We start from the raw sequence: 23,631 nt of genomic DNA, 5'->3' as shown, positions 1-23,631 counted from the left end.
AGGCTCCACGCCTGTTTCCGGCGTTCTCTGTTCGTCCGCGTGTCTGCCCGCGTGTGATCGTTTCTGCCCAGGAAAGCCCTACTGTCCGAGTCGATCACGCTGAGAAAACGTCATTCCATCGGGAATGCGCGCTAACTCGGGCATCACGGTCTCCCCAATTACGCCTATATCAGGCCGACCATGATCATAGCGATGCCACCCTGGGCGGTACAGGTGTCCTCACGAGGCTCTGCCGGCCGCGCTCCTTTAATGACGGACGTCCGCCTTTGCCGCGCGATTATTGACTCTCCGGGTTAATACGCGTTACATCCTATTCCACCCATCATCATCCGGTCGCGTGATGGTCGTGGCGACGACGACCGTTCCCGACCATCGGCCATTACCTGACGTGGAGATCCCCTGCGGAGAAGCACCTCGACGGAGCACCCCGTCCCGCGCGGCCGTCCGGACCGCCGAACAGGGACGATGCGGCCACTGATCCAAACGGCGGCAACACAAGTCTTTACTTACACTAAATCAGAATAATTCGCACTATGCCGTCAGTTAAAAGCTATTCTATTCGACCGCATTTTCAATGATTTGCGACACTACGGGTGATAGTGTCGCAATTGAAAGATCACGGAAGCCAGTCTGAGGGAGGCACCAAATGAGCCTTACCAAAGTCTTTCCGACAGGGCAGTTCGGTTCCTGGGGTTGGGGCGGAGGCTGCGGAGGTGGTGGCTGGGGATGCCGCCGTCGCTGCTGCTGGCGCCGCCGTAGGTGCTGCTGGCGTAGCTGCTGGTAAGCCCTGGCTGATCTGAAAGAGAGCCGGCGGGATTTCCCGCCGGCTCTCGGTCATCACAGAACAGGTATCCGACGTGGAAAAGAACCGACCTACCGACGAGAAATACGAGGGGCGTGCCGGGGACCCCACCTCCCCCACCGGGGAATCGCCGGCGAACCCGGCAGGTCTTCCGGCAGCACACCCGGCCCCGGCCTCCGATACGGCGCCGGCCACCACGCCGATCGTCTCGATCCGCACCACGCTCAGGGAGTTCTGGCCGCAGACCCGTGGCGTGCGCTGGCTGTTCGCGGCCGGCGTCGTGGCCGCGGTCGCGGCGTCCGTCTGCGAGGTCAGCGCGATCGGCCTGTTCGGCCTCATCACCGACCGCGTCCTCAGCGCGGGGAACCTCGGCGCCTTCTGGGCTCCGGCGGGGGCCTGGGTCGGCGTCGCCGTACTCGCCGGGTTGATGTCCTTCGCCGGCGCGTACGCCACGGCCCTCGCGGCGGAGCGCTTCCTCCTGCGACTGCGCGACCGGGTGTTCTCCCACCTCCAGACGCTCACCCCGGACTATTTCGAGAACCGGCGCCTCGGTGACCTGATGGCCCGCCTCACCGACGACATCGAGGCCATCGAGGAACTCGTCGGCTCCGGGCTGGTACGGATCATCACCACGGTCGCGGGCGCGGTTCTCTTCTCGGGGGCCGCGTTCTTCATCCGCTGGGATCTCGCGCTGGTGACGTTCGCGATGGTGCCGCTCTTCCTGCTGGTCTCCAGGGGGTTCACGTCGAGGTTGCGCAACGCGTCCGCGCGCGAGCGTTCGAGCAACGGCGCGATGAACAGCGTCATCGAGGAGAGCCTGGCCAACCAGTCCCTCGTCCAGGCGTACAACCGCCAGGACGCCGAGGCGGCGCGGCTGCACCGGGAGGGCCGCACGTGGCTGCTCGCCAACGTCGCCCAGGCCAGGCTGTCCGCACTGTACGGCCCGGCCGCGCAGATCGTCGAGACGCTCTGCCTGCTCGTGATCATCGGGGTGGGCGCGTGGGAGATCGCCTCCGGCCGGCTCACCATCGGCGGGCTCCTCGCCTTCGCGGCGTACCTGGCCTACCTCTACCCCACGTTCCAGGGACTCGGGGAACTGGCGCTCAGCGTTTCCTCGGCGGCGGCGGGCTCGGACCGTGTCATCGAGGTGCTGCGTACCGAGCCCGCCGTCACCGACCCGGAGGACGACGGCGTGGGCAAGGGCACGGGCCGCGCGGCGACGCGGAGCCGGGGCCGGGGCCGGATCGAGTTCCAGGATGTCGGCTTCACGTATCCGGGCCGGACCAGGCCGACCCTGACCGGTCTGTCCTTCGGCGCCGAACCGGGCGAGCTCATCGTGTGCACGGGCCCGAGCGGCGCGGGGAAGACGACCGTGGCCAAACTGCTGCTGCGGTTCTACGACCCCACGGGGGGTCGCGTGCTCCTCGACGGAGTGGACATCCGCGAGATGCCGCGCCGGGCACTGCGCGAGAACATCACGATCCTCCAGCAGGAGAGCCTGCTGTTCTCCGGGAGCGTGCGGGAGAACATCGCCTACGGCCGTCCGGAGGCCGGCCTGGCCGAGATCGTCCGGGCCGCCGCGATGGCCGACGCGGACGATTTCATCCGTGCGCTTCCGGAGGGGTACGACACTCCGGTCGGGCAGCGCGGACGGCTGCTCTCGGGCGGGCAGCGCCAGCGGATCGCGATCGCCCGCGCCATCCTGCGCGACGCGCCCGTGCTGATCCTCGACGAGCCGATGACCGGGCTGGACGCGCCGACGGCGGCGCGGATCATGGAGCTTCTCCGCCGGCTCATGGCCGGCCGGACGACGATCCTCATCACCCATGATCTCCGGCACGTGCCGGAGCCGAGCCGGAACGTCGTGCTGGAGCCCGCGCACCGGCCCTTCACTGTGGGCAGCCCGGTGGACCGCCCGGTGGATGGGGATCCGGCCGCCCTGTCGTGAAATCAGCCGACGAAGTTCCTGGCGTATTCCAGCAGGTCGATGCCCAGGGTGAGCTTGAGCGAGATCCAGACGATGGCGGTCGCGAGCGCGGCGGTGAGCAGGGTGGCGACGATGCGTACGAACCAGTTCTGGCGGCCGAGCCAGTCGGTCGCGGCCGTCACCGTGCGCTTGGCGAATCCGAGCAGGCGGTGCGCCCACGCGAACTCCGTGGCCAGTACGGCGAGGCCGGCGAAGACGACGAGCCAGCCCGGCCCGGGGAACGGCACCATGATGAGACCGGTGACGACGAGCGCCGCGCCGATCACTCCGACGATGATCTTCAAGGTCAGGCGGCCACCGGGACGGGCCCGTACGTGATCGAGCCAGCTCCCCGGGCCGGACGCGTCGTGCGCGGGCCCCCGTGCCCCGGTCGATCCGGTGCCGCTCTCCTCGTCGCCGCTGAGCGTGTTCTCGGTTATGGCCACCTGGTCACCCCCTGAGAACAGGATAGACAGGCAGACAAAAGCCGATCTCGTCCTTCCGGACGAAACGGTCTCCACCCACGGACGGGGGCCCGGGACGGGACGGCGCAGGCGGGAGCGGCCCGGGGCCGTGCGGGGCCCCGGGCCGTCCCGGTTCAGGTGCCGCAGCCGGTCAGGAGGCTGTGCACGTCACGGCCGCGGGGACCGCGTTGGTGCCGGACCAGCCGGCGTTGAAGCCGAACGTCGTGCTCGCGCCGGAGCCGAGGCCGCCGTTCCAGCTCAGGTTCGTCACGGTCACGGCGGAGCCGGACTGGGTGAGGTTGCCGCTCCAGAGCTGGCTGATCGTCTGCCCGTTGGCGTACGTCCACGTGACCGTCCAGCCGGAGATCGCCGCGGTGCCGCTGCTCTTGACCGCGACCTCGCCCTGGAAGCCGCCCGGCCACTCGTTGACCACCTTGTACGTGGCCGTGCACGCCTTGCCCGCCGACGGGCTGGCCGAGGGGGACGGGCTGGGTGAGGGGGACGGGCTGGGTGAGGCGCTGGGGCTCGGCGACGCCGACGGGCTGGGACTGGCCGACGGCGAGGCGCTCGGTGAAGCGCTGGGCGAGGAACTGGGCGAGGAACTGGGTGAGGCGCTGGGCGAGGGCGACGAGGTGCCGGTGCGGTCGCCGTAGATGATCCCGCGGCCGTTGGTTCCGATGTAGACCCGACCGTAGATCCGCGGGTCACCGGTGATCGCCTCGCCCCAGTTGCCGTACTGGTGCCGGTCGTCGTTGATCCGCACCCAGGTCGCGCCCGCGTCGTCGGACCTGAACGCCCCGCGGACGCCGTCGATCTTGGCGATCGCGTAGAGGGCCATGGACGACTGTCCGGGTGCGGCCTTGCCGAAGCCGATGTTGTCGGCCTCGGTCACGTTGGCCAGCTTCGTGAACGACGCTCCGGAGTTGGTGGAGTGCCACAGGCCGTACGTGCCGCCGGTGCCGCCTGCCAACCAGATGTCGCCTTCCTTACCGGGTACGGCCTTGAAGTGCACGTTCCCCGATGACGGCAGCCCGGCGGCCGCTGTGGCGGTGAACGTGGCGCCGCCGTTGGTGCTCACGTAGAACGTGCCGCCCTTGAAGGCGTAGAACTTCTGCGCGTTGACCCGGTCGGACTCGACGATCGCGTTGGCCGGAACGCCGCTGGACGCCGTCCAGGAGTTGCCGAAGCCGACCGAGTAGACGACCTGGAGGCCGGAGTCGCCGGGCGCCCAGACGAACCTGCTGCCGTCCGCGGCCGCCGCGACGGTGCCTCCGCTGTTGACCCCACCGGGCTCGGTTCCCTGGAACCAGTTGCCGCCGCCGTCGGTGGAGAAGGCGACGTGGCTGTCGTTCGGCCGGTCGGCGTCGGTGAAGTTGCCGGCCCGCACCATCACGCTCGGGTTGGTCTCGGCGTAGTCGAGCGAGGTCGACGACGTGAAGTTGGGCTGGGTGAACATCATCGACGGCACCGCGTCGAGGTTGGTGTGGCGGAAGCCGCCGATGTCGCCCAGGGCGCTGACCAGCGGGGCTCCGCTCGGCGGACTGATCAGGTCGAGGACCGCGGTCTCCTCCAGGCCCTTCACCATCGGCTTGATCGTGAACTGGCCACCCGAGACGTCCCACTGCCTGAGGTCGGTGGTGCCGTAGATCGTGGCGCCGGTGCCGTACATCATGCGGTTGGAGTCGAACGGGTCGATCTCCATCGACTCGGTCATCCAGCCGAGCTTGGGCGTGACTTCGGGCGGCGAGGGGTTGCCGCCGAAGGTCAGCCACGGGGCCGAGGAGATGTCCATCTTGTAGCGGAAGCTACGGCTCGGGTACGAGGTCCAGTCCCAGACCCTGGTCCAGGTGGCGCCGCTGTCGGTGCTCCTGAAGAAGATCACGTCCGGCCACCAGGAGATCTGGGTGGCGACCATGAGCGTGCCCGGGTTCTGTCTGTCGACCGTCAGGCCGCTGTAGCCGAAGTAGTCGTCGGAACTGCTGGACGGGATCGGGCTGATCTGGGTCCAGGTCCCGGTCGCTGTGGCGTAGCGCCACACATCGCCCTTGGCTCCGTCGTACGGCCCGCCGGTGTCGCTGGTGGCGATGTAGAGGTAGCCGCCCGCGGTGTCGAGAACGCCCTTGTGCGCGATGTAGCCGGTCGGCTGGCCGGCGACGCGGGACCAGGTGGCGCCGCCGTCGGTGCTCCGGTAGACGGTGTTCTGCTTGTCCGCCACACCGACGTAGACGGTCTGGGTGGCGTTGCCCGAGGTGCCGGTGCGCTTGTCGAAGGTCACCCAGACGACGCCCTGGTTGTCACCGAGGTACTCGCCCTCCCCCGCGACGTAGTTGCCGGGGTTCGGGAACGCGGCCACCTTGGCCCAGGTCGCGCCGTAGTCGGTGCTCTTCCACAGGCCGTTCCCGCTCGGCGCGCCCAGGTAGAGGATGCTGTTCTTGTTCGGGTCGACGGCGAGGCGTTCGCCCATGCCGCGGCCCGGCATGTTCCCGCCGAGCTTGAACGGCAGCGGCGTGACCTGCCAGGTGTCGCCCTTGTCGGACGAGCGGAGGACGGCCCCGTTGTTCGGGTCCCAGCTGTTGGTGTACATGCCGGCCGCGACGTAGACGCGGTTGGCGTCCACCGGGTCGGCGGCCAGGCTCACCACGCCGTTGTAGCCCCAGTCGGTCCAGCCGACCCAGTCGAGCAGCGGGGTCCAGGACTGGGTGGACTGGCTCCAGCGGTAGGCGCCGCCGATGTCGGTGCGGGCGTAGATCAGGTCCTTCTGGGCGGGGCTGAAGACGATGCCGGGGACGAATCCGCCTCCGGCGATCTGGACGTTCTTGAAGGCGTACGGATCCGCGGCGACGGCGGCCACCGGCGCGGTCCTGATCACCGCCGTGAGTAACGCCACGACGGCGATCGCGAGCAGGCTGACGAGTTTTCGCATGGACGGATATCCCTTCGGGCGTGGACAACCGCCATGCACGATCAGGTGGGGACCCTGACCGTCCGCCCAGCGCGTGCATGGAACTGCCGAGAGATTCACACAGGCGTCACGACTCCGTCAATAGTTTGGAGTATGAACAAAGCAAGCCCGCTGCCGCGATCCCGACATATCACGATCATGGGCTACATTTCGGGCGGCCAGCGGCCCCACCGGATCACGCACGAGGACGTCGGACCCGATCCGACGCTTCAATAGTTTACCTACACGACTAATTCACGGCCCCGGAGGGAACCGCGATGGAGAACACGCCGACCGGACGTACCTGACGGGACCTGACAGTCGCTCCGGCGAGCATGGTGCCCATGGACCAGATCCGCGAACTCAACAAGAAGACCATTGAGCAGTTCCGGGAGCACAGGGGCGACGGCCCGCTCAGGGGGCGGCCGCTCCTGCTGCTCACCACCCGTGGCCGAAAGAGCGGTCGGCCGTACACCACGCCCGTGATGTACCGGCCTGACGGCGACCGCCTGCTCGTCTTCGCGTCCTGCATGGGCGCTCCGTCCCATCCGGACTGGTACCTCAACCTCGTGGCCGACCCGAAGGTCACCGTCGAGGTGGGGGCGGAGACCTATGAGGCGACCGCCGTCGTCGTCACGGGCGAGGAGCGGGAGCGGCTCTGGGCGGTAACCAAGGAGCAGTACCCCTTCTTCGCCGAGCACGAGGCGCGCACTGAGCGCGAGATCCCCGTCATCGCTCTCGAACGCCTTCCATAGCTCGCCGTACCGGCGGGGAGGGCGAACGAACGCCTCCCGACAAGATCGGCCAACCCGGCCGATCCCGCTGACGACCCCGCCTACCCGAGGACGGCCGCCTCGACCTCCGACGCCTGGCGCTCAGAACAGCCCCGCGGATCGGCACGCGGCGCGAAACTGGGACGCGCATATCTCGGCGGCCGTCCAGTAGCCGTCCTTGATCACTGTGCTCTTGATGTTGCCCCTGTCGACCACGATCGGTGCGATCATCGCGGCCGGGATCGAGGTCACGGTCCCGTTGGACAACGTGGTCGTGCCGGACACGGTCCTGCCGACCCCGAGATCGATCGCGATCTTGGCCGCGCTGCGCGCCACGGATCTGATCGGCAGGTAGACGGTCATCGTCTGGGTCCCCAGCAGGATCCGCCGTACGGCGTCGAGCTCCGCGCCCCGGCCGGTGAGCGGGGTGCCGCGCGCGGCGCCCGCGCTCCGCATGGCCGTGGCGATGCCGCCCGCCATGACGTCGCTGGCCGCGTACACGCCGATGACCCTCTCGGCCCCCAACGCGGTGAGGGCACCGTTCACCGCGGCGCCGGCCCGGTCCGGGTTCCAGCCCGGCGCGTCGTACTCCTTGCCGATGGTCACCTGCCCGTCCAGGACCTGATGCGCCCCCTTCTTGAGGTCGCCCGCGTGCTGGTCGGCCGGCGAGCCGTTGACCATCACGATCTCACCGCGCCTGGGGTCCCCGCCGATCCTGATCGCATCCAGGAGGGATCGCCCCTGCATCCGGCCCGCCTGGATGTTGTCGAACGACGTGTAGGCGTCCACGGGACCGCCCGCGAGCCGGTCGTACGCGACGACCCGCGCGCCCTGGTTCTTGGCCAGGGCCACCCAGGAGGCGATACCCCTGGCGTCCACCGCGTCGAGGATCAACACCTTCACACCGTCCGCGAGCATCGAGGCGAGCTGGCGCTGCTGCCGCTTGGGGTCGCCTCCGGCGTTGCTGTGGATCACCTCGCATCTGGGGCATAACTGCGCGACGCGCTGGATGATGTACGGACGGTCGAACTTCTCGTAGCGTGCCGCCTTGGCGTCCGGCAGGAGTAAGCCGATCGTGAAACCGTCGCTCAGCGAGCCGACGGCGACGCTGGTGGGGCCACCTCCCGACTGCCCGGCCGTACCGCACGATTCCAAACCCAAAAGGACGACGACCACGACGCCCGGCACGAGCCGGCGAACCAGATTTCTGCCCACGGCGAAACCCCTTCAGCCTGTTCGGCCGTGCCGTACCCGGACATCGAGGACATAACGCCTGATCACGGACGCAGCGGAGCCGTTCTTTGCGACCGCCGTACCAGGGCCCGGGCAGGCCATGGGCAGGAACGAGAGCGATCAGGGTGCGTGAACCGTTCCCACGTCGGCTGCCTCCAGCTCGACTGTCGGTCTCATTTCGATGTGATCGGCTGATCCGCTCAGGCGCTAAGTTGTGAGAGACTCCACCATTGCGGGGCGGTAGCTCAGCCGGTCAGAGCATCGGACTCATAATCCGTGGGTCGTGGGTTCAAGTCCCACCCGCCCTACTCATAGAAGTACGCCCCGCCTGGGGTTTCTTGACCCTCACGGAATCCGTGAGCTCGCCGCGGCCCTTATGGGAGACCGAAGGGAGACCGCCAGTTCCGGACGCCTCCCCCACGGCAACTGCACGGGGCACCAGAGCGGCGCTCGCCTCGGCCGCTTCATGAGCCACCTCCGGAAGAACCGAGGTGTACGTGTCGCTCGTGATCGACAGGCTTGAGTGACGAAGCATCGCCGACACGATCTTCATGTCGGTGCCAGCCGCGAGCGCCAAAGTCGCGGCGCCATGCCGAAGGTCATGCAGCCGGATCGGCGGAAGGTTGGCCGCGAACGTCAACCGCTCGAACTGCTCACTCACCCAATCCGGCTTGAGCTCGGAGCCGTCCTCTCGTGTGAAGATCCTTCCGGAGTCCTGCCACGCCTCACCCCACGCCAGGCGCTCCTCGTTCTGCCGCCTCCGATGCGCCTTCAACACCGCAACCGTGCCCTTGTCGAGCGCGATCGTGGCGTCGCTCGCCTCGGTCTTCGGATCGCCTTCCTCGACCACCTTGCCCACGTGAACGAGCTGCTTTGCCACGGCCAACAGGCCCTCATCGAGCTCGGCGTCGATCCACCGAACACCGCACGCCTCGCCGCGGCGAAGGCCCCGAAACGCGATCAGGTGGTAGAGGGCGTACAGCCGATCCGTCACGGCGTGGTCGAGGAACACGCCGAGCTGCGCAGGGGTCCACACCATGACCGGAGACGGCCTCGGCGTGCCGAGCCACACCTTCAAGGCACTCATTGACTTCGTCTCGGGATCGTTCCGCAGCTCAACCAGACGCCGCTCATAGTCGGCGGAGAACGCCTCGACGCGCTGCTTCGTCCACACCAGCCCCTTGGCCTTCTTACCGGGGTCGAGCTTGACCAGCTTGGCCGCATTGAAGCTGACCAGCCGCTCCCGCTCCGCATCGCTCAGGACCGTGCGAAGCGTCGCCCGGATTCGCTGCTTGGTCACCGGGCCGGTCGGCCGCCTGCCGCGCACCGACGCCCGCACAGCGGGGTCCGACGACTCACGGGCCTCGATGATGGCGGCGTTCTTCTCGTCGATGCGCGTGAAGACGCGCTCCACGACGTTCACCCATAATCGGTCCATGCGGACACCCGCGAGGACCTCCTTGATGTGTACCTCGTAGTGCGAGATGTAGCCGAGGAGAGTCGTCTTCCGTATGTCACCCAAGCGCCGGCGTCGCTCGACCCATCCCGCGAAGTACTCGCCGAACGTGACGGATTGAAGGGGCTGGCCGGCCTTGAACTTGCGGTGCAACTCCTCGCGGTCCGGGAGAGGCGCCTGCTTCTTGTGCGCAGCACGGATCATCTCCAGGATCTCCATACGCGCCTCATGGCCATCATGTCCGGCATCCGGAATGTCGAGCAGGCGCGCGGCCTGCACATAGAAGGTGTCGAGGTCCGCTTCGCTACGGAACCCGCCCAGTCGGAGATAGATGCGCTTACCGTCCGGGCCGGCGGGCACCTCTTCCTTGCCGTACCAGGACCCGTGGTTCGGGTTCCACGACCCGTTTGCACGCCGGAGTTTGGGGCACTTCGCGCCCCGCTCTCGGCCGTTCTCGTCGCGGCACTTACACCGCTTAAAGCCGTTGCTACTCACCTTCCCTCCCCGGCCCGATGGCCATCTGCTCGACCCGCTGCGCAGCTAATGCCGCCTGCCCCTGCTCTGCCCTGGCCGCTTTCAGTTCGTCTGTCCGCTGCTCGTAGCGCTCTCGAACCTCCCTGTGTGAGATGAAGACGTAGCTCCGCTCCTCGGGCGAGAACGACAGATAACCTTCCCGAGCGTCGATTAGGGCCTTTTCCACCAGCCATTCCGCCTTTTTGATGCTCTTGGCGATGGTCTTGACGTCCTCCCCTGCACGGAAGCGCTGCACGACGGTTCTCGCAAGCTTCTCCGGGAGACGCTCGGCGTAGGCCAATCCGAGTCTCTCGTGGAGGTCCTCTTGAACTGCGCCGATGTCGCCGAGGACTTGACGAAGCGCCTCGTAGTGCTGCCTGGCCCGTGCAAGCTTCTCCTCGAGCAACTCGCGCTCCGCTTGTTCTTGCCAGGGAACACCCCACGCTTCCTGTGCGTATGTTGGCTCGGCGCCGCCCTCGATGACCTCTCGGCGATAGAAGGTCAAAGCTGCGTCTAGCCGGTCCCGGTATCGCTCGTTCACCTTCTGGAGGGTGCGGAGCGTCTCTATCAACTCCTCGCCGTATTCCTCTTCGTCGCCTTCCTCCTCGGCCCACTCGGATCCGCCGGTTTGGGTGAGTACGTCGATGAGGTCCCACATGGTCGTGCAGTTGGTGAGGGCGTCTCCATGAGGCAGATCCATTAGGTACCGCTGCTTCACACCGTCGTCTTCAGGAGGCAGAAAGAACGCGATCAAAGGAAGGCCGAAGATCGTAGCCAGGCTCAGGATCACGTCTGCATCAAACTGCCGTACACGCTTGCCGTCCCACGATCTCTCCGCGGCGCTGACGGATGCGTTGGTCCACGGCGCACTCTTCTCGTAGAAGGCGTTCAGCTTCTTGGCCAGCTCGTCCTGCGTGTAGCCGGCCACCTTGCGCCAGTAAGCCATGTTATGGGCGACCAGCCTGTTCGGCGTGATGTGCACGCCAGGGAGCTCGGTGTACTCGGCCCCGTCCTCCGCCACCGTGACGCTTGTCGATCGGCTGCGCACCTCAGGCTTTTCGGTCTCAGTGAGTTGAGTCTGTTCGGTCTCGGTCACGGACCGACTGTAGCCGCAGAATCAACACTGGTCCAGAAAGCATCGGCATGACTTGGCACGTTCTGCCTACAGGTTGAAATTCTGGATCACATGCGGCACTCTGCTCCCATGCGGAACGCCGAGGAGGATCCGTCTACAGACGGACTCGCTCCGGACGCGGGGTCGCTACGCAACACCCGGATTCGGTTGGGCCTATCACTCAGATCGGTCGCGAGCAGGGCAGATGTTGATCCCGCCCACCTCTCACGCATCGAGCGCGGCGAAGCCAACCTCACCGTCGATGTGCTCTACCGGCTCGCGGTGGTCCTGGAACAGTGCGACCTCGCTCAACATCTACACCCCCACCTTTCGAGAAGGCAGCGACAGTTATGAACGACTGCGAGATGACCGAGGAGGAGCTCTTCGCTCTCCCTGTCAGCGTGCCCCTCGTGACCGCTGGCCGCGCTCTTGGGATGGGCCGCACGAAGGCCCACGAACTGGCCCGGCGGAACGAGTTCCCTTGCCGCGTGCTTCGGCTCGGCGGCACCTACCGCGTACCGAAGGCAGACCTTCTCCGCCTGCTGGGCCTCGAGCGGGAGGCCCGCCCCCGGGAGATGGCAGGCATCGCCTCGTAAGGCGGGTTCCAGTGCACCGTTCCCAGATCAAGCACTACCCGAGGGCACCCATGAAGTCCGACCTTGTCAACAACGTCCCAGACCAGAACCGGCTGGAGAGGTGGGCGTGACTGTGGGGATCAGGCTCGTCGCCGAGGTCCTCGACAACGCGCCCATGGACCTGACGCCTGCCGAGCGGCTCATGCTCGTCGCCCTGGCGGAGGACGCACGCGATGAGACCCGCGTCTGCTGGCCCGGCATGGACAAGCTCGTCCGCCGCACGGGCCTGCAGCCGGACAGCATTCGGCGCGTCTTCCAGCGTCTTGCAAAGCGGGGCCTCGAGGTCCGGGTGCCGATCGGGAAGGACAAGCAGGGCCGGCCGATCTTCGCTCGCGAGCACGTCCAGACGAACTATCGGCTTCCGGTCCTCATGAGGCGGGACGAGGGTGCCACCTCTGAGGCGGGACCAGAATCCCCCCTGAGTGGCGGGACGACAGTCCCCCCTCAGAGCCGGGACGAGAATCCCGCCACGCTGTTTGAGGCGGGACCACAGTCCCCCCCGGAGGCGGGACGAGAATCCCGCCCATCCCCTCAACCCCCTCACAGCTTTAGAGAAGAACCAAATCCTTCTCGTTCCAGATCCCGCAAGAAAGCCGCATCGGCCGAGGAGCCGACGCGTATCGACGTTGAGCAGCTCTGCAACCGGATGATCTCGTGGCTGGAGGTCAAGGACTACCGGAAGCGCCCCAAGGCCGTCACCGACGCCTGGCGCAAAGAAGCCCGACTCCTGCTCGACGAGGACAAGGTCGACCTCAGTGAGGCTCTCGACGTCCTCGACTGGTCCCAGCGGGATCACTTCTGGAAGACAGTCCTGCACAGCATCCCGAAGTTCCGCAACAAGTTCGCAGACCTCGAGGTCAAGTCCCGCGGCCTTCGCGGCGGTGCCCCTGCGCGCACACCCGGCCGCACCCAAGCCCCTGGGGCCGACCCAAGGAATTACAGAGATGAGGAGTTCCATGTCGACAACTTCGGATGAAGAAGTCACCCCACCCACCCCGATCAGGCCACAGCAGATCGTCCCGCCCCACCCGGACGGCTGCGACGGCCACGGCTGGGTCGACCCCGACGGCGTTGGCGGCGCCTACCGGTGCCCCGGCTGCGAAGCCACGAGGGTCCTCCGAGGGCTCGCCGGCTTCGTTCCGCCGCGGTTCAGCAAGCCGATCGAGTTGCCCCCGGAGATCTTCGCCTGGATCCAGAAGGGTCGCGAAGCCGAGGGGCTCTACATCTGCGGACCAGTGGGAACGGGGAAGACCCACACCGCCTACATGACTCTCGCCGCCTGGTGTCTCGCCACTGGCACCGTGCCCGCGAACGCCGAAACCTCGCACAACTACGGCGAGACCCGCCGCTACGGCCCCTCCGTCGTGTTCCTCCGTGCCACAACGCTCTTCGACGAACTCCGCCCAGGCAACCAGCCAAACCGACAGCTCATCGTGGACTGCCAGCGGGCCAAGCTCCTGGTCATCGACGACATCGGCGCGGAGAAGCCGTCCGAGTTCACGGCCGAGAAGCTGTACGAGATTGTTGACGAGCGATACGCCCAGGCTAGGCCGTTCATCGTGACCAGCAATGTGCCGCCGAAGAAGCTGGCGGATCAGGTGGGCGAGCGGGTCGCGTCCCGGTTCTCCGAGTCGTGCGACATCGTGCCCATGACGGGCCCGGACCGGCGCAAGACCGCGTGACCGGGAGAGCTAAACCGTGACCACCCCAGTCCCCCGACCGCGGCGCCTGCCGCTCCTCGCCCGCGCCATCCACACCGCAGGGCCTTGCCGAGCCTGCTCACGCCTTAAGCGGGCCGACACCGACGGGTGGGAAGCCTGCGAGTACTGCGACACCAACAACCCCTACGAGCTGCAAGGAAGACCGTGAGCATCTCCACTTCAGGCGGCGAGTCCGCAGTGGCCGCGTCCGAGCGTGAGCCCCGCCACCTCGGCTTCACCTCAGAGGAGAACTGACCGTGTCCGCAAACCAGATCCCCGGACCACCGGCTTCCTACAGCCGCCCGACCGAGCACTCATGCCCCACCTGCTGGAAGAACGGCGGCCCCGGGCACCCGCACCGCGAGATCGCGGCTGCCCTGCGAGACGAGATCGCGTGGACCGGCCTGACGACATGGGCGGACGGCTGGCCAAAGGCCGACACCAGAACCACCTCATCGGGACGGTTCTGATGGAAACCGTGATCGCCCTGCTCGTCTTCGCGCTCATCGCCGCCACCGGCTGGGCTGTTTGGCTCCGCGCCGAACGGAACGGCCTCAGGGAGATCCTCAAGCGTCACGAGCAGGCCCGCACATCCACCCCGATCGAAAGGACCCTCCTGTGACCATCACGATCAACCCGAAGGACTTCGGCCACGACGGCCAGTGTGACAACGAGGGCGACTTCTCACCCGACTGCGACCGGCCGGCCGTCGCCGCTGTACTGTCCGCCACCCCGCCGGACATGTGGACTCTCGGCGCCCCCGCCGCCTCGATCGCCTTCTTGTGCGCCGACCACCTCGACGCCGAGCCGATCGCCCACCGCGAGCACGCCGAACACAACGCCCGCGGGGCTGAAGGCGGCTCCCGGCGGATCTGGCAGGCGCTGCTGGACAGCTACCCGAACCCGATCCCGCTCATCCCGTGAATAAGGCTTCGGCCGCCCCCGCTGGACCCGGGGGCGGCCGCCCCAAGGTAACCACGGCCACAACCGAGAGGTGCAATGTGACCCCCTCGACGTTCACCACCCCGACCGAGACCGACATCCTCCGCTTCTGCGTCGCCCTCTGCGAAGCCCGTAACGACGAGGACAAGGTTGGACAGGTCATCAAAGAGCGCCTCGCCGGCCTACCCGGATTCCTGCACGCGGCGTTCCTCACGGTCACCGTGCGGGTCGTCGTGGCCCAGTTCCTCGCCCCGGCCGCCCGCCGACTCGACCACGAGCTCGGCTTCGACTTCGTAGACGCGGGCCTCCGCCTGCAATCCCTGGCCAACGACGGACTTCCCGAGAGTGTCACGGGTGACACCCTCCAAGCTCCGACTCTCACCGTCGTGCCCAAGCCCGAATCCTGATCAACCCGGGCCGGGGACATCGCGTCCCCGGCCTCCCAGCGCCAGCCGCACACCAAGGGGGACCGCTTGAGCACCACAGATCGCAGCTATGAGGCACTGTCCGCCGTCCGCACCGCGCTTCCGCTCTTGGGCGCGGCCCTGGTCCCCGGAACCCCGCGGCGATGGTCGCAACGCGACCTCACAGACGAGCAGCGGGCCCGCCTCGACCAGCTCGCCCGCGCCGAACGCGAAGCCAAGCACGCCAACCTGGCCCGCGGCATCAAGGTCCTCGGCACCGGCCCCGCACCGCTCCGCCTCGACGTCCTCGACGTCCAGGCGGACATCGCCGCGGGCGTGACCGAGCTCGAGGACGCCGTCACCGAGAAGCTGGAGCTCACCCTGCTCGCCGGGGCCTCCACCGCCGAGCGCATCAGCCGGATCATCGGCCTCCTCGACCGGATCGCCGTCCATGAAGACCTCGCTGACCACGTCCACGCGGAAGCCGTACGGCTCCGCCGCCTGGCCGCCCGCGCCCTGGGAGAGGATGAGCAGGTGGTCAGGCTCAACGCCAGATGCCACGTCTGCGATGCCCGATCACTGCGTGCCTTCCCGGAACGGGAGGTCGTCGCCTGCCTGAACAACGCCTGCCGCTGCGACGACAAGGAATGCCCCTGCCACGACGACCCGCCTCGGCGCCATCGCTGGGCCTTCTCCGAGTGGCCGTGGCTCGCCCAGGTCATCGCGGAAGAGATCGGCGTCCAGCCCATCAACGCCCTGGCCGACTACGGCACCCTGAGCGGGCGCGCATGACCACGGAGGAGCTGTTCACCGCAGCGGAGGCCGCCGCCGAGGTCGGTGTCGAAGTCCAGACGATCTACACGTGGACCCACCGCGGCGCCCTCGCGCCCGCCAGCAAGCGGGGCGCATCTAACCTCTACCGGCTCGCCGACGTGTTCCAGGCGGAGAAGACACGCTCACGAAAGCATCGCAAAAGGTCACAGACGTGCTAGCCTCTAACTGAAAGATCAAAAGGCGTGCGGTAGCCATGCCTAAAGCCCGGCCACCGAGCCGGGCTTTTGCATATCCGGCCCCTGCCTGCTCGCCGCTCGACTACTTGGAGCGGGTCTTGCCGGTGCGCTCCAACCAGGGGCCGATCTGGGACCACAGCCAGGCTGGCGAGCCGTTAACACTCGCCGCGATCGGGTCCGGGAGGGGCTCGTGGTCGGGGCGGGAAGCACTGCGTACGGGGCGGCCAGCCTTTTCCCAAGCGGCGCGGCGCTTCTCCCAGCTCCTGGCGGTGTCGGCGGGAATGGTCACACCGTAGGTCTCGTGGGCACGGGCGACGATCTCGACGTAGCCCACGACGTCATCTGCCTCGATCTTCATGCGTGGGACTGTACCCCAGGCGCGATGGTGACTGTGCCGGAATGGCGAACATCACAGACATGTCACAGTGTCGTGAAATGAATACCATGACTGTCGTGAAATCGGTACAGTGGAGTCATCGCCACGAAGACCGAGGAGGACAACATGACCGCCACCGCCACCATCGCCGACACCACCACCGAGGCCCTCGCTGACGCCGTCACCTACGCCATGCACACCCGGATGCGCGCCGACGCCCGCGCCGAGATCCTCGCCGAGATGACCCCCCGCGACCGCCGCCGCGTCGAGGCCGCCATCGCCCGCCACAGCCTCCGCCAGCGCACCCGCAAGGCGTGGAGCACCGAGCGCGTCACCACCCTGAAGGTCACCGACGAGTACAGCGTCTGCATCTACCCCGGCGACCACGGCGGCTGGACCATCGCCACCGAGTGCGACTCCATGACCCTCGCCGCCGACGGCCGCTGGATCGACACCGCCAGGCTGATCGCCCGCGGCGACGACGCCCCGCAGTTCGCCACCCAGGCCGACGCCGTCGAGGCCCTCCTCGCCACCCTCTGACCGCCCCGCGGCAGCCCCCCGAAAGCCAGCCCCGCCTCCGAGCGGGGCTTTCGCATGTCCGGCCTCACGCTGCCGCGACCTCGAACAGTAGGCCAGGTGATCCGATGTCGTACGGCATGATCAAGCAGCGCAGCCGAGCCGCCCGAGGCCCCCTCCCCCGAGGCACGGTCACTCTCGTATGCGGGCCACCCTGCGCAGGCAAGAACACCTACGTCGACCAGCACCGGCGTCCCGGCGACCTCGTCTTAGACTTCGACGCCCTGATCACCGCCCTTGGCGGCGCAGGCGATCACACCGTGCCCGAGCAGCTCAAGCCGTACGCCTACGACGCGCGGGACGCAGTGCTCGAACGGCTGCTCAACCGCCCCACCCCCGTACGCGCGGCATGGATCATCCTGTGCGCCCCCACAGCCGCCGAGCGCCGGCGCTACCGAGCACAGGGCGCGCGAGTCGTACTACTCAACACCGACCAGGCGACGTGCCTCGAACGCGCGGCCGCGCACCGGCCCCCCGAGTTCGCCGGCCACGTCCTGGAGTGGTTCGACACCTACGAGCCGGGCCAGGCCGACGAGATCGTCGTCCCCAGCCGTACGGCCCCCCTGTAGGCACGGCCGGACATGCCGCGCCGGCTCCCGCCGCCCTGCAGCGTCCCGTCCTGCCCGAACCGCAAGCCCTGCCCCACCCACAAGACCAGGCGCCGCAGCGCCCGCGCCAAGGGCTACGACACGCGCTGGGAGAACACCCGCCGCGAGTTCCTCGACGAGCACCCCCTCTGCGAGTGCGACCACTGCCTGCCCCTCCCACCCGACCAGCGGACGCCGGCCGAGCACGCCGACCACATCGACGGCCTCGGCCCCAACGGACCACGCGGCCACGACTGGGACAACCTGCGCGCCATGTCACAGCGCTGCCACGCCCGCCGTACCGCACGCGACCAGCCCGGAGGCTGGAACGCCCGGTAACGACCCCAGGAGATCACCATGGCCTCAACGCCCGACAGCGACTTCGACTTCGGCCGCGCGCTCGACTACCTCCGCCAGGGCGCCCGCGTCACCCGGGATGGCTGGAACGGCAAGGGCATGTGGCTCGCGCTCCAGGTGCCCGACGAGCACTCGAAGATGAACCGGCCGTACATCTACATGCGGGCGGTCAACCGCGAGCTCGTGCCGTGGGTCGCCTCGCAGACCGACCTGCTCGCGGACGACTGGCGGATCGCCTGACGCCGCACCCTGATCTCCTGGCCTGTCCGCTGCCGCTGGGGTACCGGCGGCGGCCAGGCCAGGCCCCACCCCTGCTACCCCGCGGAGAAGCTCATGCAGCTCGTCGGACGCCACCCGTCGACCAACCAGATCGCCCGCTACTTCGACTTCGAGCACCTGCCGCCGCACCTCCAGGCGATCAGCCGACCGTGCCACGACCTCGCCGCCGCGATGATCGAGCAGCTGCCCGACGGCCCCGAGCTGACCACCGGCCTGCGCAAGCTGTTGGAGGCGAAGGACTGCTTCGTCCGCGCCGCGCTGGACAAGTCCTGATGGCTGTCTCCACAGGCAAGCTGCCCATCTATCTCCGCGTCGGGATGAGTCCCGAACGGGAAGTCGGCCACATCGAGGTGCCCCTCAACTACACCACCGGCAGCGGCCAGGTGAGAGTGACGATGAACGTCGATCAGGTTGAGATCCGGCGCCACACGGCGGCCGCCCTGCGAGCTGTCGCCGACGTACTGGAATCCGAGGCGCAGCCATGAAGATCTACTACGACACCGAGTTCGTCGAGGACGGCAAGACGATCGACCTCGTCAGCATCGGCATGGTGGCCGAGGACGGCCGCGAGCTGTACGCCGTCTCCTCGGAGTTCAGCATCTCCGGCCTGCTCGGCAACCCCTGGCTTGCCGAGAACGTCTGGCCCTCTCTGCCGCTCAAGAAGCACGATCCCGGCGTGCCGTGCCAGTGCTCGCGTCGGAAGAACGGGCACCTGGACTTCGACCACCCCGACGTGCGACCCCGCGCGCAGATCATCCGCATGGTCGAGGCGTTCATCCTCGCCACACCCGACGTCGAGCTGTGGGCCTGGTACAGCGCATACGACCACGTCGCCCTCGCCCAGCTGTGGGGACGCATGATCGACCTGCCCAAGGGCGTGCCCATGTGGACCAACGACCTCAAGCAGGAGTGCATGAGACTCGGCAACCCGACCATGCCCAAGCAGGGCGAGGGCGAGCACCACGCCCTGGCCGACGCTCGGCACGTCAAGGTCATGGCCGAGTTCCTGGCACGCGAGACTCATCACACTGCGTGACGCTCACGTTTGCGCAGGTCAGGGACTTGCCGCACGTTTCCGCAGGTCAAGGGGTGGGGGATGACCCCCAACCGCGTGGGGGGACGGAACGCGGGGGAGGCGAATCTCTGGCGCCGCAGCTAAACCACTTTGCGCGGGAGCGCCCCTGACCACAGAGAGTGAGGTGGACCGTGGCCGATCCCCATCGGAAGCGCCCGACCCTCTCGGTGGTCCGCGAGGGCAACCCGGGCAAGCGGCCCGTCAAGGCCGGCGTCGTGCTGCCGGCGGCCGAGCTCGCCGAGCCGCGCTGGCAGGACACGTTCCCGGTCCTGCGGGACAAGGCGCAGCAGGCGCTGAACCGGCGGGCCCGTGAGGTCGCGCGGCGGGAGTGGCGCCGGATCGTGCCGGTGCTCCGCCACACGGCCGGCCTGGCCGATGTGGACGCGCACCTGCTCCTGGACTACTGCGTGTGCGTCGCCCGGATCGACCAGTGCGAGCGGGAGCTGTCGCTGCGCGGCCTGCTCTTGGAGGGCGAGCGGGGCTGGCAGAAGAACGGCGCGACCACAATCGCTTCCCAGTACCGGGCGCAGCTGAAGGTCTACATCCGGGAGCTGGGTCTGTCGCCGTCGGCGCGGGCGGGGATGACGCCGCCGGGAGATGGCGACGATGACGAAGATCCATTCGATTGAAACCCCCGGCGGACGCTGGCGGCGTCCCCGGGGCTGGCCGATCTGATGAGGAGATCGACATGGCCAAGACTATGGCGGAACGGTTCTGGGAGAAGGCCCGCCCTGCCAGGAACGGCTGCATGGAATGGACCGCGTACCGAAACCCGAAGGGCTACGGCCAGTTCAGGGCAGATGGGGCGATGGTCCTTGCGCACAGGTGGTCTTACGAGGCGTTCCATGGGCCAGTGCCTGACGGGCTTCAACTGGATCACCTTTGCAGGAACCGCGCGTGTGTAAATCCTGAGCACCTGGAAGCCGTGACGCCCCAGACAAACACGCTGCGAGGTGAGGGCGTGGCAGCCGTCCGAGCCGCGCAATCCACCTGCTCAAGCGGGCATCCGTTGTCGGGAACGAACCTGTACATCGACCCCCGCGGCTATCGACGGTGCCGTTCCTGTGTCGCCCGCTGGCAGCGGGAGTACAAGGAGCGATGCCGTGTCAGGACCTGCAGCACGGACTGAGGTTGCGCTCCCTGTCCCCCGTGAGGCGCTGCTCGAGCTCGGCCTGATCGAGGAGCAGATCGACGAAGCCGCGGCGGCCGCGCCTTTGGTGGTCGCCTTCCAAGCCGATCGGCAGCCGGGCGCGTACTTCGACGTCGGCCGGGTGAAGAAGGCGCTGCGGGCGCTGGCGGCGTTCAAGCACACGAAGGGCCGGTGGGCTGGCCTGCCGTTCCGGATCGGGCAGGGCCTGGCGCCGTGGCAGGTCGTCTGGGTCATCGCCCCGGTCTTCGGGTGGGTGTACTGGGACGACGAGGTCGAGGCCGTCGTCCGCGTCATCCGCGCGGTGTGGGTCGAGGTCCCCCGCAAGAACGGCAAGAGCACGATCAGTTCCGGCATCGCGAACGTCCTGCTTCTGGCGGACGGCGAGATCGGCGCGGAGGTGTACGCCGCGGCCGGATCGCTGGAGCAGGCCCGCCGCGTGTTCGACGACGCCAAGCGCATGGCGTCGACGTCGACGGCGGCGCGGCGGAAGATCCAGGCGCTGGCCGACGTGATCCGGGTGCCGAAGACCGGCGGGATCTTCCGCGCGCTGTCGCGGATCGCCGAGGCCGCGCACGGCCTGAACGTGTCCGGCGGCGTGATCGACGAGGTGCACGTCCATAAGAAGCGGGACCTGGTCGACGCGATCGAGACCGGCACCGGCGCCCGAACCCAGCCGCTGATCATCTTCATCACCACCGCGGATGAAGGCGACGAGGGCTCGATCTACGACGAGAAGCACTCCTACACGCGGAAGGTCGCGGACAACGTCGTCGAGGACCCCTCGCACTTCGGGGTGATCTGGGGCGCCGCCGAGGAGGACGACCCGTTCGACGAAGCCACCTGGCACAAGGCCAACCCGGGACTCGGCGTATCCCCCACGGTGCGGTACCTGCGCAAGGAGGCCAACAAGGCGCGCACCACCCCGTCGTACTTCCCGACGTTCTGCCGTCTGCACCTGAACCGGCGGATGCGCGGCCAGTCGAGGCTCATCGACGTGCGCGTGTGGGACGCGATGGCCGGCATGTGCGACATGGAGCGGGGGCACCTCCGCCGCGCGTGGGGCGGCCTGGACCTGTCCGCGGTCTCCGACCTGACCGCCTGGTGGATGGGCGTTGAGTCCCGGCAGCCCGGCGTCGAGCTGGACATGTTCTGGCGGTTCTGGGTGCCCGGGGATCGAGTCGAGGACCTGGAGCGGCAACTGCAGGTGCCCCTATCGAAGTGGATCCGGGAGGGCTGGATCACCGCGACCGAGGGCGACGTCATCGACTACACCGCGGTGCAAAAGGAAGTGCTGGCCGACTGCCGACGGGTGGACATGCAGCGGATCGGCTACGACCGGATGTTCGCCGGCCAGATGGTGCAGGAGATCGACAAGGCGCTGAAAGGCGTCGAGGTCGTGCCAGTCGCACAGACGTTCTTCGGCCAGTCCCCCGCCGTCAAGGAGCTGCAGCGGCTCATGGGCCGAAGCGGCAAGCAGGCCGGACCCGGACGGTTCCACCACGGCGGCAACCCGGTGGCGCGGTGGATGGCCTCGGTCGCCGAAGTCAGGGACGACGGCCAGGACAACTACCGGCTCGTCAAGCCGGAGCGGCTCAAGTCCCAGGCACGTATCGACGGCATCGCCGCGTGCGTGATCGGGCTGGACGGCTACCTGCGCCGCCCGGTCCCCAAGACCTACCAGGCCCACACGGCGTGAGGAGGGCGATATGGCAACCGCGGTAGAAGCACTGGCCCTCCTCGACAAGCTGTCTCGCGAGCTGGACCGGCGACAGCCCGAGCAGCAGCGGGCCGAGTCGTACTACGACGGCGAGCACAACCTGCTGTTCGCCTCCCCGCAGTTCCGCCAGTACTTCGGCGGCCTGTTCTCCTACTTCGCCGACAACTGGTGCCAGGTCGTCGTCGACTCGGTGGCCGAGCGGCTCACCGTGCGCGGGATCCGGCTCGGCACCGGAACCGACGCCGACACCGGCGCCTTGGCGGACGCGGAGTCGCGGCGGGTATGGCTGGAGAACGAACTCGACGCCGACTCCGGGCTGGCGTTCGTCGACACGCTGACGGCCAGCCGTACGCACGTCCTGGTGTGGGGCAACCTCGACGACGAGAAGACTCCCGAGGTCACGTTCGAGGCGCCGGGCGAGACGATCGTCGGCTACGAACCCGGATCGCGCCGACGGCGCCGGGCCGCGCTGAAGAAGTGGCGCGACGACGACAACGAGTACGCCACCCTCTACCTGCCCGGCGAGGTGTGGAAGTTCGTCAAGCCCGCGCTGAGCGTGCCCGTGGTCGATGGCCGCACCGAGTCCGGGCTGATCGTGGCGGGCACCGTGAGCCTGGCAGGCGAAGGGTGGCAGCTTCGCGAGGTGCCCGGCGAGCCGAACCCGCAGAAGAATCCGATGGGCGTCGTGCCGATGGTGGAGCTGCCGAACCGCTCCCGCCTGGCCAAGGACCCGGTGTCGGAGATCCGTAACGTGATCCCGCTGCAGGACGCTGTCAACCTCCTGTGGTCTCACCTGCTGACGGCGTCCGACTTCGCCGCCTTCCCGCAGCGCGTGATCATGGGCATGGACGTGCCGAAGAAGCCGATCCTCGACAAGACGACCGGCGAGATCGTCGCCTACGAGCCGATCGACTTGGCCAAGTACGCCGTCGACCGGGTCGTCTGGCTGGAGGACCCAAACGCGAAGATCGGCGAGTGGACTGCCGCTGACCTGGCCAACTACACCAACGTGATCGAGGTCGCGGTTGGGCACATCGCTGCCCAGACCCGGACTCCGCAGCACTACCTCATCGGGAAGATGGCCAACATGTCGGCCGACGCCCTGAAGGCGGCCGAGACCGGCCTCGTGAGCAGGGTGCGTGAGCGGCAGGTGTACCTCGGCGAGGCTATCCGGGAGATGTGGCGCCTCGTCGCGCTGGCCCAGGGCGAGGACAAGCGCGCGAAGGCGATCAAGACCGGCACGGTGCTGTGGGCCGATCCCGAGTCCCGCTCCGATGCCGAGCTCGTCGACTCGCTGGTGAAGCTCAAGGGCATCGGCGTCCCGGATGAGGCGCTGTGGGAGCGGTACGGCGCCGACATCGACGAGATCGAGCGGTGGCGGCGTATGCGCGATAACGCGGCATCCCGGATCCTCGCCGGCGACCTGGCCGCGCTCTACGGCCCGAAGCCCGACCAGCAGGCTGACGGCGAGAGCGACAACCAGCAGGACGGCCCGCCCGAGGACGTCTGACCATTTCGGTGACATCACCGAGGTGCCTGGTCACAGCCAACTGGAAAGAAA

General features: G+C 67.9%; 28 protein-coding genes and 1 tRNA gene. 23 read left to right on the top strand and 6 right to left on the bottom strand.

Going from position 1 to position 23,631, the window contains the following annotated elements:
* The first annotated feature begins 857 nt into the window (after positions 1-857).
* Positions 858-2,750, top strand: coding sequence for an ABC transporter ATP-binding protein (locus IMZ11_RS34055; protein ID WP_228646512.1), 1,893 nt, complete (start codon positions 858-860; stop codon positions 2,748-2,750).
* A gap of 2 nt (positions 2,751-2,752) precedes the next feature.
* Here IMZ11_RS34055 and IMZ11_RS34050 read toward each other — a convergent pair whose 3' ends face one another.
* Positions 2,753-3,214 (bottom strand): TIGR02611 family protein, encoded by a 462-nt coding sequence (locus IMZ11_RS34050; RefSeq protein WP_228646511.1) that lies wholly within the window; start codon positions 3,212-3,214, stop codon positions 2,753-2,755.
* A 169-nt stretch (positions 3,215-3,383) separates the two neighbouring features.
* Positions 3,384-6,155 (bottom strand): cellulose binding domain-containing protein, encoded by a 2,772-nt coding sequence (locus IMZ11_RS34045; RefSeq protein WP_228646510.1) that lies wholly within the window; start codon positions 6,153-6,155, stop codon positions 3,384-3,386.
* A gap of 362 nt (positions 6,156-6,517) precedes the next feature.
* On the opposite strand from IMZ11_RS34045, the gene IMZ11_RS34040 reads away from it, so the two are divergent.
* Positions 6,518-6,928 (top strand): nitroreductase family deazaflavin-dependent oxidoreductase, encoded by a 411-nt coding sequence (locus IMZ11_RS34040; protein ID WP_228646509.1) that lies wholly within the window; start codon positions 6,518-6,520, stop codon positions 6,926-6,928.
* 120 nt (positions 6,929-7,048) lie between these two features.
* Here the strand turns inward: IMZ11_RS34040 and IMZ11_RS34035 are convergent, their stop codons facing one another.
* Positions 7,049-8,161, bottom strand: coding sequence for a sugar ABC transporter substrate-binding protein (locus IMZ11_RS34035; protein WP_228646508.1), 1,113 nt, complete (start codon positions 8,159-8,161; stop codon positions 7,049-7,051).
* A 252-nt stretch (positions 8,162-8,413) separates the two neighbouring features.
* Here IMZ11_RS34035 and IMZ11_RS34030 point away from each other — a divergent pair.
* Positions 8,414-8,487, top strand: a tRNA-Ile gene (locus IMZ11_RS34030).
* On the opposite strand, the gene IMZ11_RS46465 is transcribed toward IMZ11_RS34030, so the two are convergent.
* On the bottom strand, positions 8,469-10,130 hold the full coding sequence (locus IMZ11_RS46465) for a site-specific integrase (protein WP_228646507.1): 1,662 nt from the start codon (positions 10,128-10,130) through the stop codon (positions 8,469-8,471). The genes IMZ11_RS34030 and IMZ11_RS46465 overlap by 19 nt on opposite strands.
* Positions 10,123-11,244 (bottom strand): hypothetical protein, encoded by a 1,122-nt coding sequence (locus IMZ11_RS34020; protein WP_228646506.1) that lies wholly within the window; start codon positions 11,242-11,244, stop codon positions 10,123-10,125. The genes IMZ11_RS46465 and IMZ11_RS34020 overlap by 8 nt, the downstream gene beginning before the upstream one ends.
* Positions 11,245-11,334: 90 nt before the next feature.
* Between IMZ11_RS34020 and IMZ11_RS46815 the strand changes: the two genes are divergently transcribed.
* The 9 genes from IMZ11_RS46815 (at position 11,335) to IMZ11_RS33980 (ending at position 15,935) form a co-directional block, all read left to right on the top strand.
* Positions 11,335-11,616, top strand: coding sequence for a helix-turn-helix domain-containing protein (locus IMZ11_RS46815; RefSeq protein ID WP_374463111.1), 282 nt, complete (start codon positions 11,335-11,337; stop codon positions 11,614-11,616).
* A complete protein-coding gene (locus IMZ11_RS34015; RefSeq protein WP_228646505.1) occupies positions 11,613-11,858 on the top strand; it encodes a helix-turn-helix domain-containing protein in 246 nt (81 codons plus the stop codon). The genes IMZ11_RS46815 and IMZ11_RS34015 overlap by 4 nt, the downstream gene beginning before the upstream one ends.
* A gap of 106 nt (positions 11,859-11,964) precedes the next feature.
* Positions 11,965-12,873 (top strand): helix-turn-helix domain-containing protein, encoded by a 909-nt coding sequence (locus tag IMZ11_RS34010; RefSeq protein ID WP_228646504.1) that lies wholly within the window; start codon positions 11,965-11,967, stop codon positions 12,871-12,873.
* On the top strand, positions 12,854-13,579 hold the full coding sequence (locus IMZ11_RS34005) for an ATP-binding protein (RefSeq protein WP_228646503.1): 726 nt from the start codon (positions 12,854-12,856) through the stop codon (positions 13,577-13,579). The genes IMZ11_RS34010 and IMZ11_RS34005 overlap by 20 nt, the downstream gene beginning before the upstream one ends.
* A 412-nt stretch (positions 13,580-13,991) precedes the next feature.
* Positions 13,992-14,219 carry a hypothetical protein gene (locus IMZ11_RS34000; protein ID WP_228646502.1) on the top strand — a complete coding sequence of 76 codons (228 nt, stop codon included), beginning with the start codon at positions 13,992-13,994 and terminating at the stop codon, positions 14,217-14,219.
* Positions 14,216-14,521 carry a hypothetical protein gene (locus IMZ11_RS33995; RefSeq protein ID WP_228646501.1) on the top strand — a complete coding sequence of 102 codons (306 nt, stop codon included), beginning with the start codon at positions 14,216-14,218 and terminating at the stop codon, positions 14,519-14,521. Before IMZ11_RS34000 ends, IMZ11_RS33995 begins: the two co-directional genes overlap by 4 nt.
* A 77-nt stretch (positions 14,522-14,598) precedes the next feature.
* Entirely contained in the window at positions 14,599-14,946 is a 348-nt protein-coding gene (locus IMZ11_RS33990; RefSeq protein ID WP_228646500.1) for a hypothetical protein, read from the top strand.
* Between the two features lie 66 nt (positions 14,947-15,012).
* Positions 15,013-15,735 (top strand): hypothetical protein, encoded by a 723-nt coding sequence (locus IMZ11_RS33985; protein WP_228646499.1) that lies wholly within the window; start codon positions 15,013-15,015, stop codon positions 15,733-15,735.
* Positions 15,732-15,935, top strand: coding sequence for a helix-turn-helix domain-containing protein (locus IMZ11_RS33980; RefSeq protein ID WP_228646498.1), 204 nt, complete (start codon positions 15,732-15,734; stop codon positions 15,933-15,935). Before IMZ11_RS33985 ends, IMZ11_RS33980 begins: the two co-directional genes overlap by 4 nt.
* 100 nt (positions 15,936-16,035) lie before the next feature.
* Here IMZ11_RS33980 and IMZ11_RS33975 read toward each other — a convergent pair whose 3' ends face one another.
* The gene (locus IMZ11_RS33975) at positions 16,036-16,311 is read right to left on the bottom strand and encodes a hypothetical protein (protein WP_228646497.1); all 276 of its coding nucleotides are present in this window, start codon (positions 16,309-16,311) and stop codon (positions 16,036-16,038) included.
* Positions 16,312-16,455: 144 nt separating this feature from the next.
* On the opposite strand from IMZ11_RS33975, the gene IMZ11_RS33970 reads away from it, so the two are divergent.
* The 11 genes from IMZ11_RS33970 (at position 16,456) to IMZ11_RS33925 (ending at position 23,580) form a co-directional block, all read left to right on the top strand.
* Positions 16,456-16,869, top strand: coding sequence for a hypothetical protein (locus IMZ11_RS33970; protein ID WP_228646496.1), 414 nt, complete (start codon positions 16,456-16,458; stop codon positions 16,867-16,869).
* A 104-nt stretch (positions 16,870-16,973) separates the two neighbouring features.
* Complete coding sequence (locus tag IMZ11_RS33965) at positions 16,974-17,474, top strand: ATP-binding protein (protein WP_228646495.1); 501 nt, start codon at positions 16,974-16,976, stop codon at positions 17,472-17,474.
* Between the two features lie 12 nt (positions 17,475-17,486).
* On the top strand, positions 17,487-17,831 hold the full coding sequence (locus IMZ11_RS33960) for a hypothetical protein (RefSeq protein ID WP_228646494.1): 345 nt from the start codon (positions 17,487-17,489) through the stop codon (positions 17,829-17,831).
* 18 nt (positions 17,832-17,849) lie between these two features.
* Positions 17,850-18,089, top strand: coding sequence for a DUF2829 domain-containing protein (locus tag IMZ11_RS33955; RefSeq protein WP_228646493.1), 240 nt, complete (start codon positions 17,850-17,852; stop codon positions 18,087-18,089).
* Positions 18,090-18,182: 93 nt separating this feature from the next.
* The gene (locus IMZ11_RS33950) at positions 18,183-18,401 is read left to right on the top strand and encodes a hypothetical protein (RefSeq protein WP_228646492.1); all 219 of its coding nucleotides are present in this window, start codon (positions 18,183-18,185) and stop codon (positions 18,399-18,401) included.
* The gene (locus tag IMZ11_RS33945) at positions 18,401-18,613 is read left to right on the top strand and encodes a hypothetical protein (protein ID WP_228646491.1); all 213 of its coding nucleotides are present in this window, start codon (positions 18,401-18,403) and stop codon (positions 18,611-18,613) included. The genes IMZ11_RS33950 and IMZ11_RS33945 overlap by 1 nt, the downstream gene beginning before the upstream one ends.
* Positions 18,610-19,164: a 3'-5' exoribonuclease gene (locus IMZ11_RS33940; protein WP_228646490.1), complete on the top strand. Its 555-nt coding sequence runs from the start codon at positions 18,610-18,612 to the stop codon at positions 19,162-19,164. Before IMZ11_RS33945 ends, IMZ11_RS33940 begins: the two co-directional genes overlap by 4 nt.
* Positions 19,165-19,334: 170 nt before the next feature.
* The gene (locus tag IMZ11_RS33935) at positions 19,335-19,832 is read left to right on the top strand and encodes a phage terminase small subunit P27 family (RefSeq protein ID WP_228646489.1); all 498 of its coding nucleotides are present in this window, start codon (positions 19,335-19,337) and stop codon (positions 19,830-19,832) included.
* Positions 19,833-19,891: 59 nt separating this feature from the next.
* Complete coding sequence (locus IMZ11_RS46810; protein ID WP_374463107.1) at positions 19,892-20,332, top strand: HNH endonuclease signature motif containing protein; 441 nt, start codon at positions 19,892-19,894, stop codon at positions 20,330-20,332.
* Positions 20,307-22,049 carry a terminase TerL endonuclease subunit gene (locus IMZ11_RS33930; RefSeq protein WP_228646488.1) on the top strand — a complete coding sequence of 581 codons (1,743 nt, stop codon included), beginning with the start codon at positions 20,307-20,309 and terminating at the stop codon, positions 22,047-22,049. Before IMZ11_RS46810 ends, IMZ11_RS33930 begins: the two co-directional genes overlap by 26 nt.
* A 10-nt stretch (positions 22,050-22,059) precedes the next feature.
* Entirely contained in the window at positions 22,060-23,580 is a 1,521-nt protein-coding gene (locus IMZ11_RS33925; RefSeq protein ID WP_228646487.1) for a phage portal protein, read from the top strand.
* The last annotated feature ends 51 nt before the right edge of the window (positions 23,581-23,631 follow it).

The sequence above is a fragment of the Microtetraspora sp. AC03309 genome, from assembly GCF_020826795.1.
Classification (GTDB): Bacteria; Actinomycetota; Actinomycetes; order Streptosporangiales; family Streptosporangiaceae; genus Microtetraspora; species Microtetraspora glauca.
Note: the sequence above shows the minus strand (reverse complement) of the source record. Positions and strands in the feature narration are given on the sequence as shown.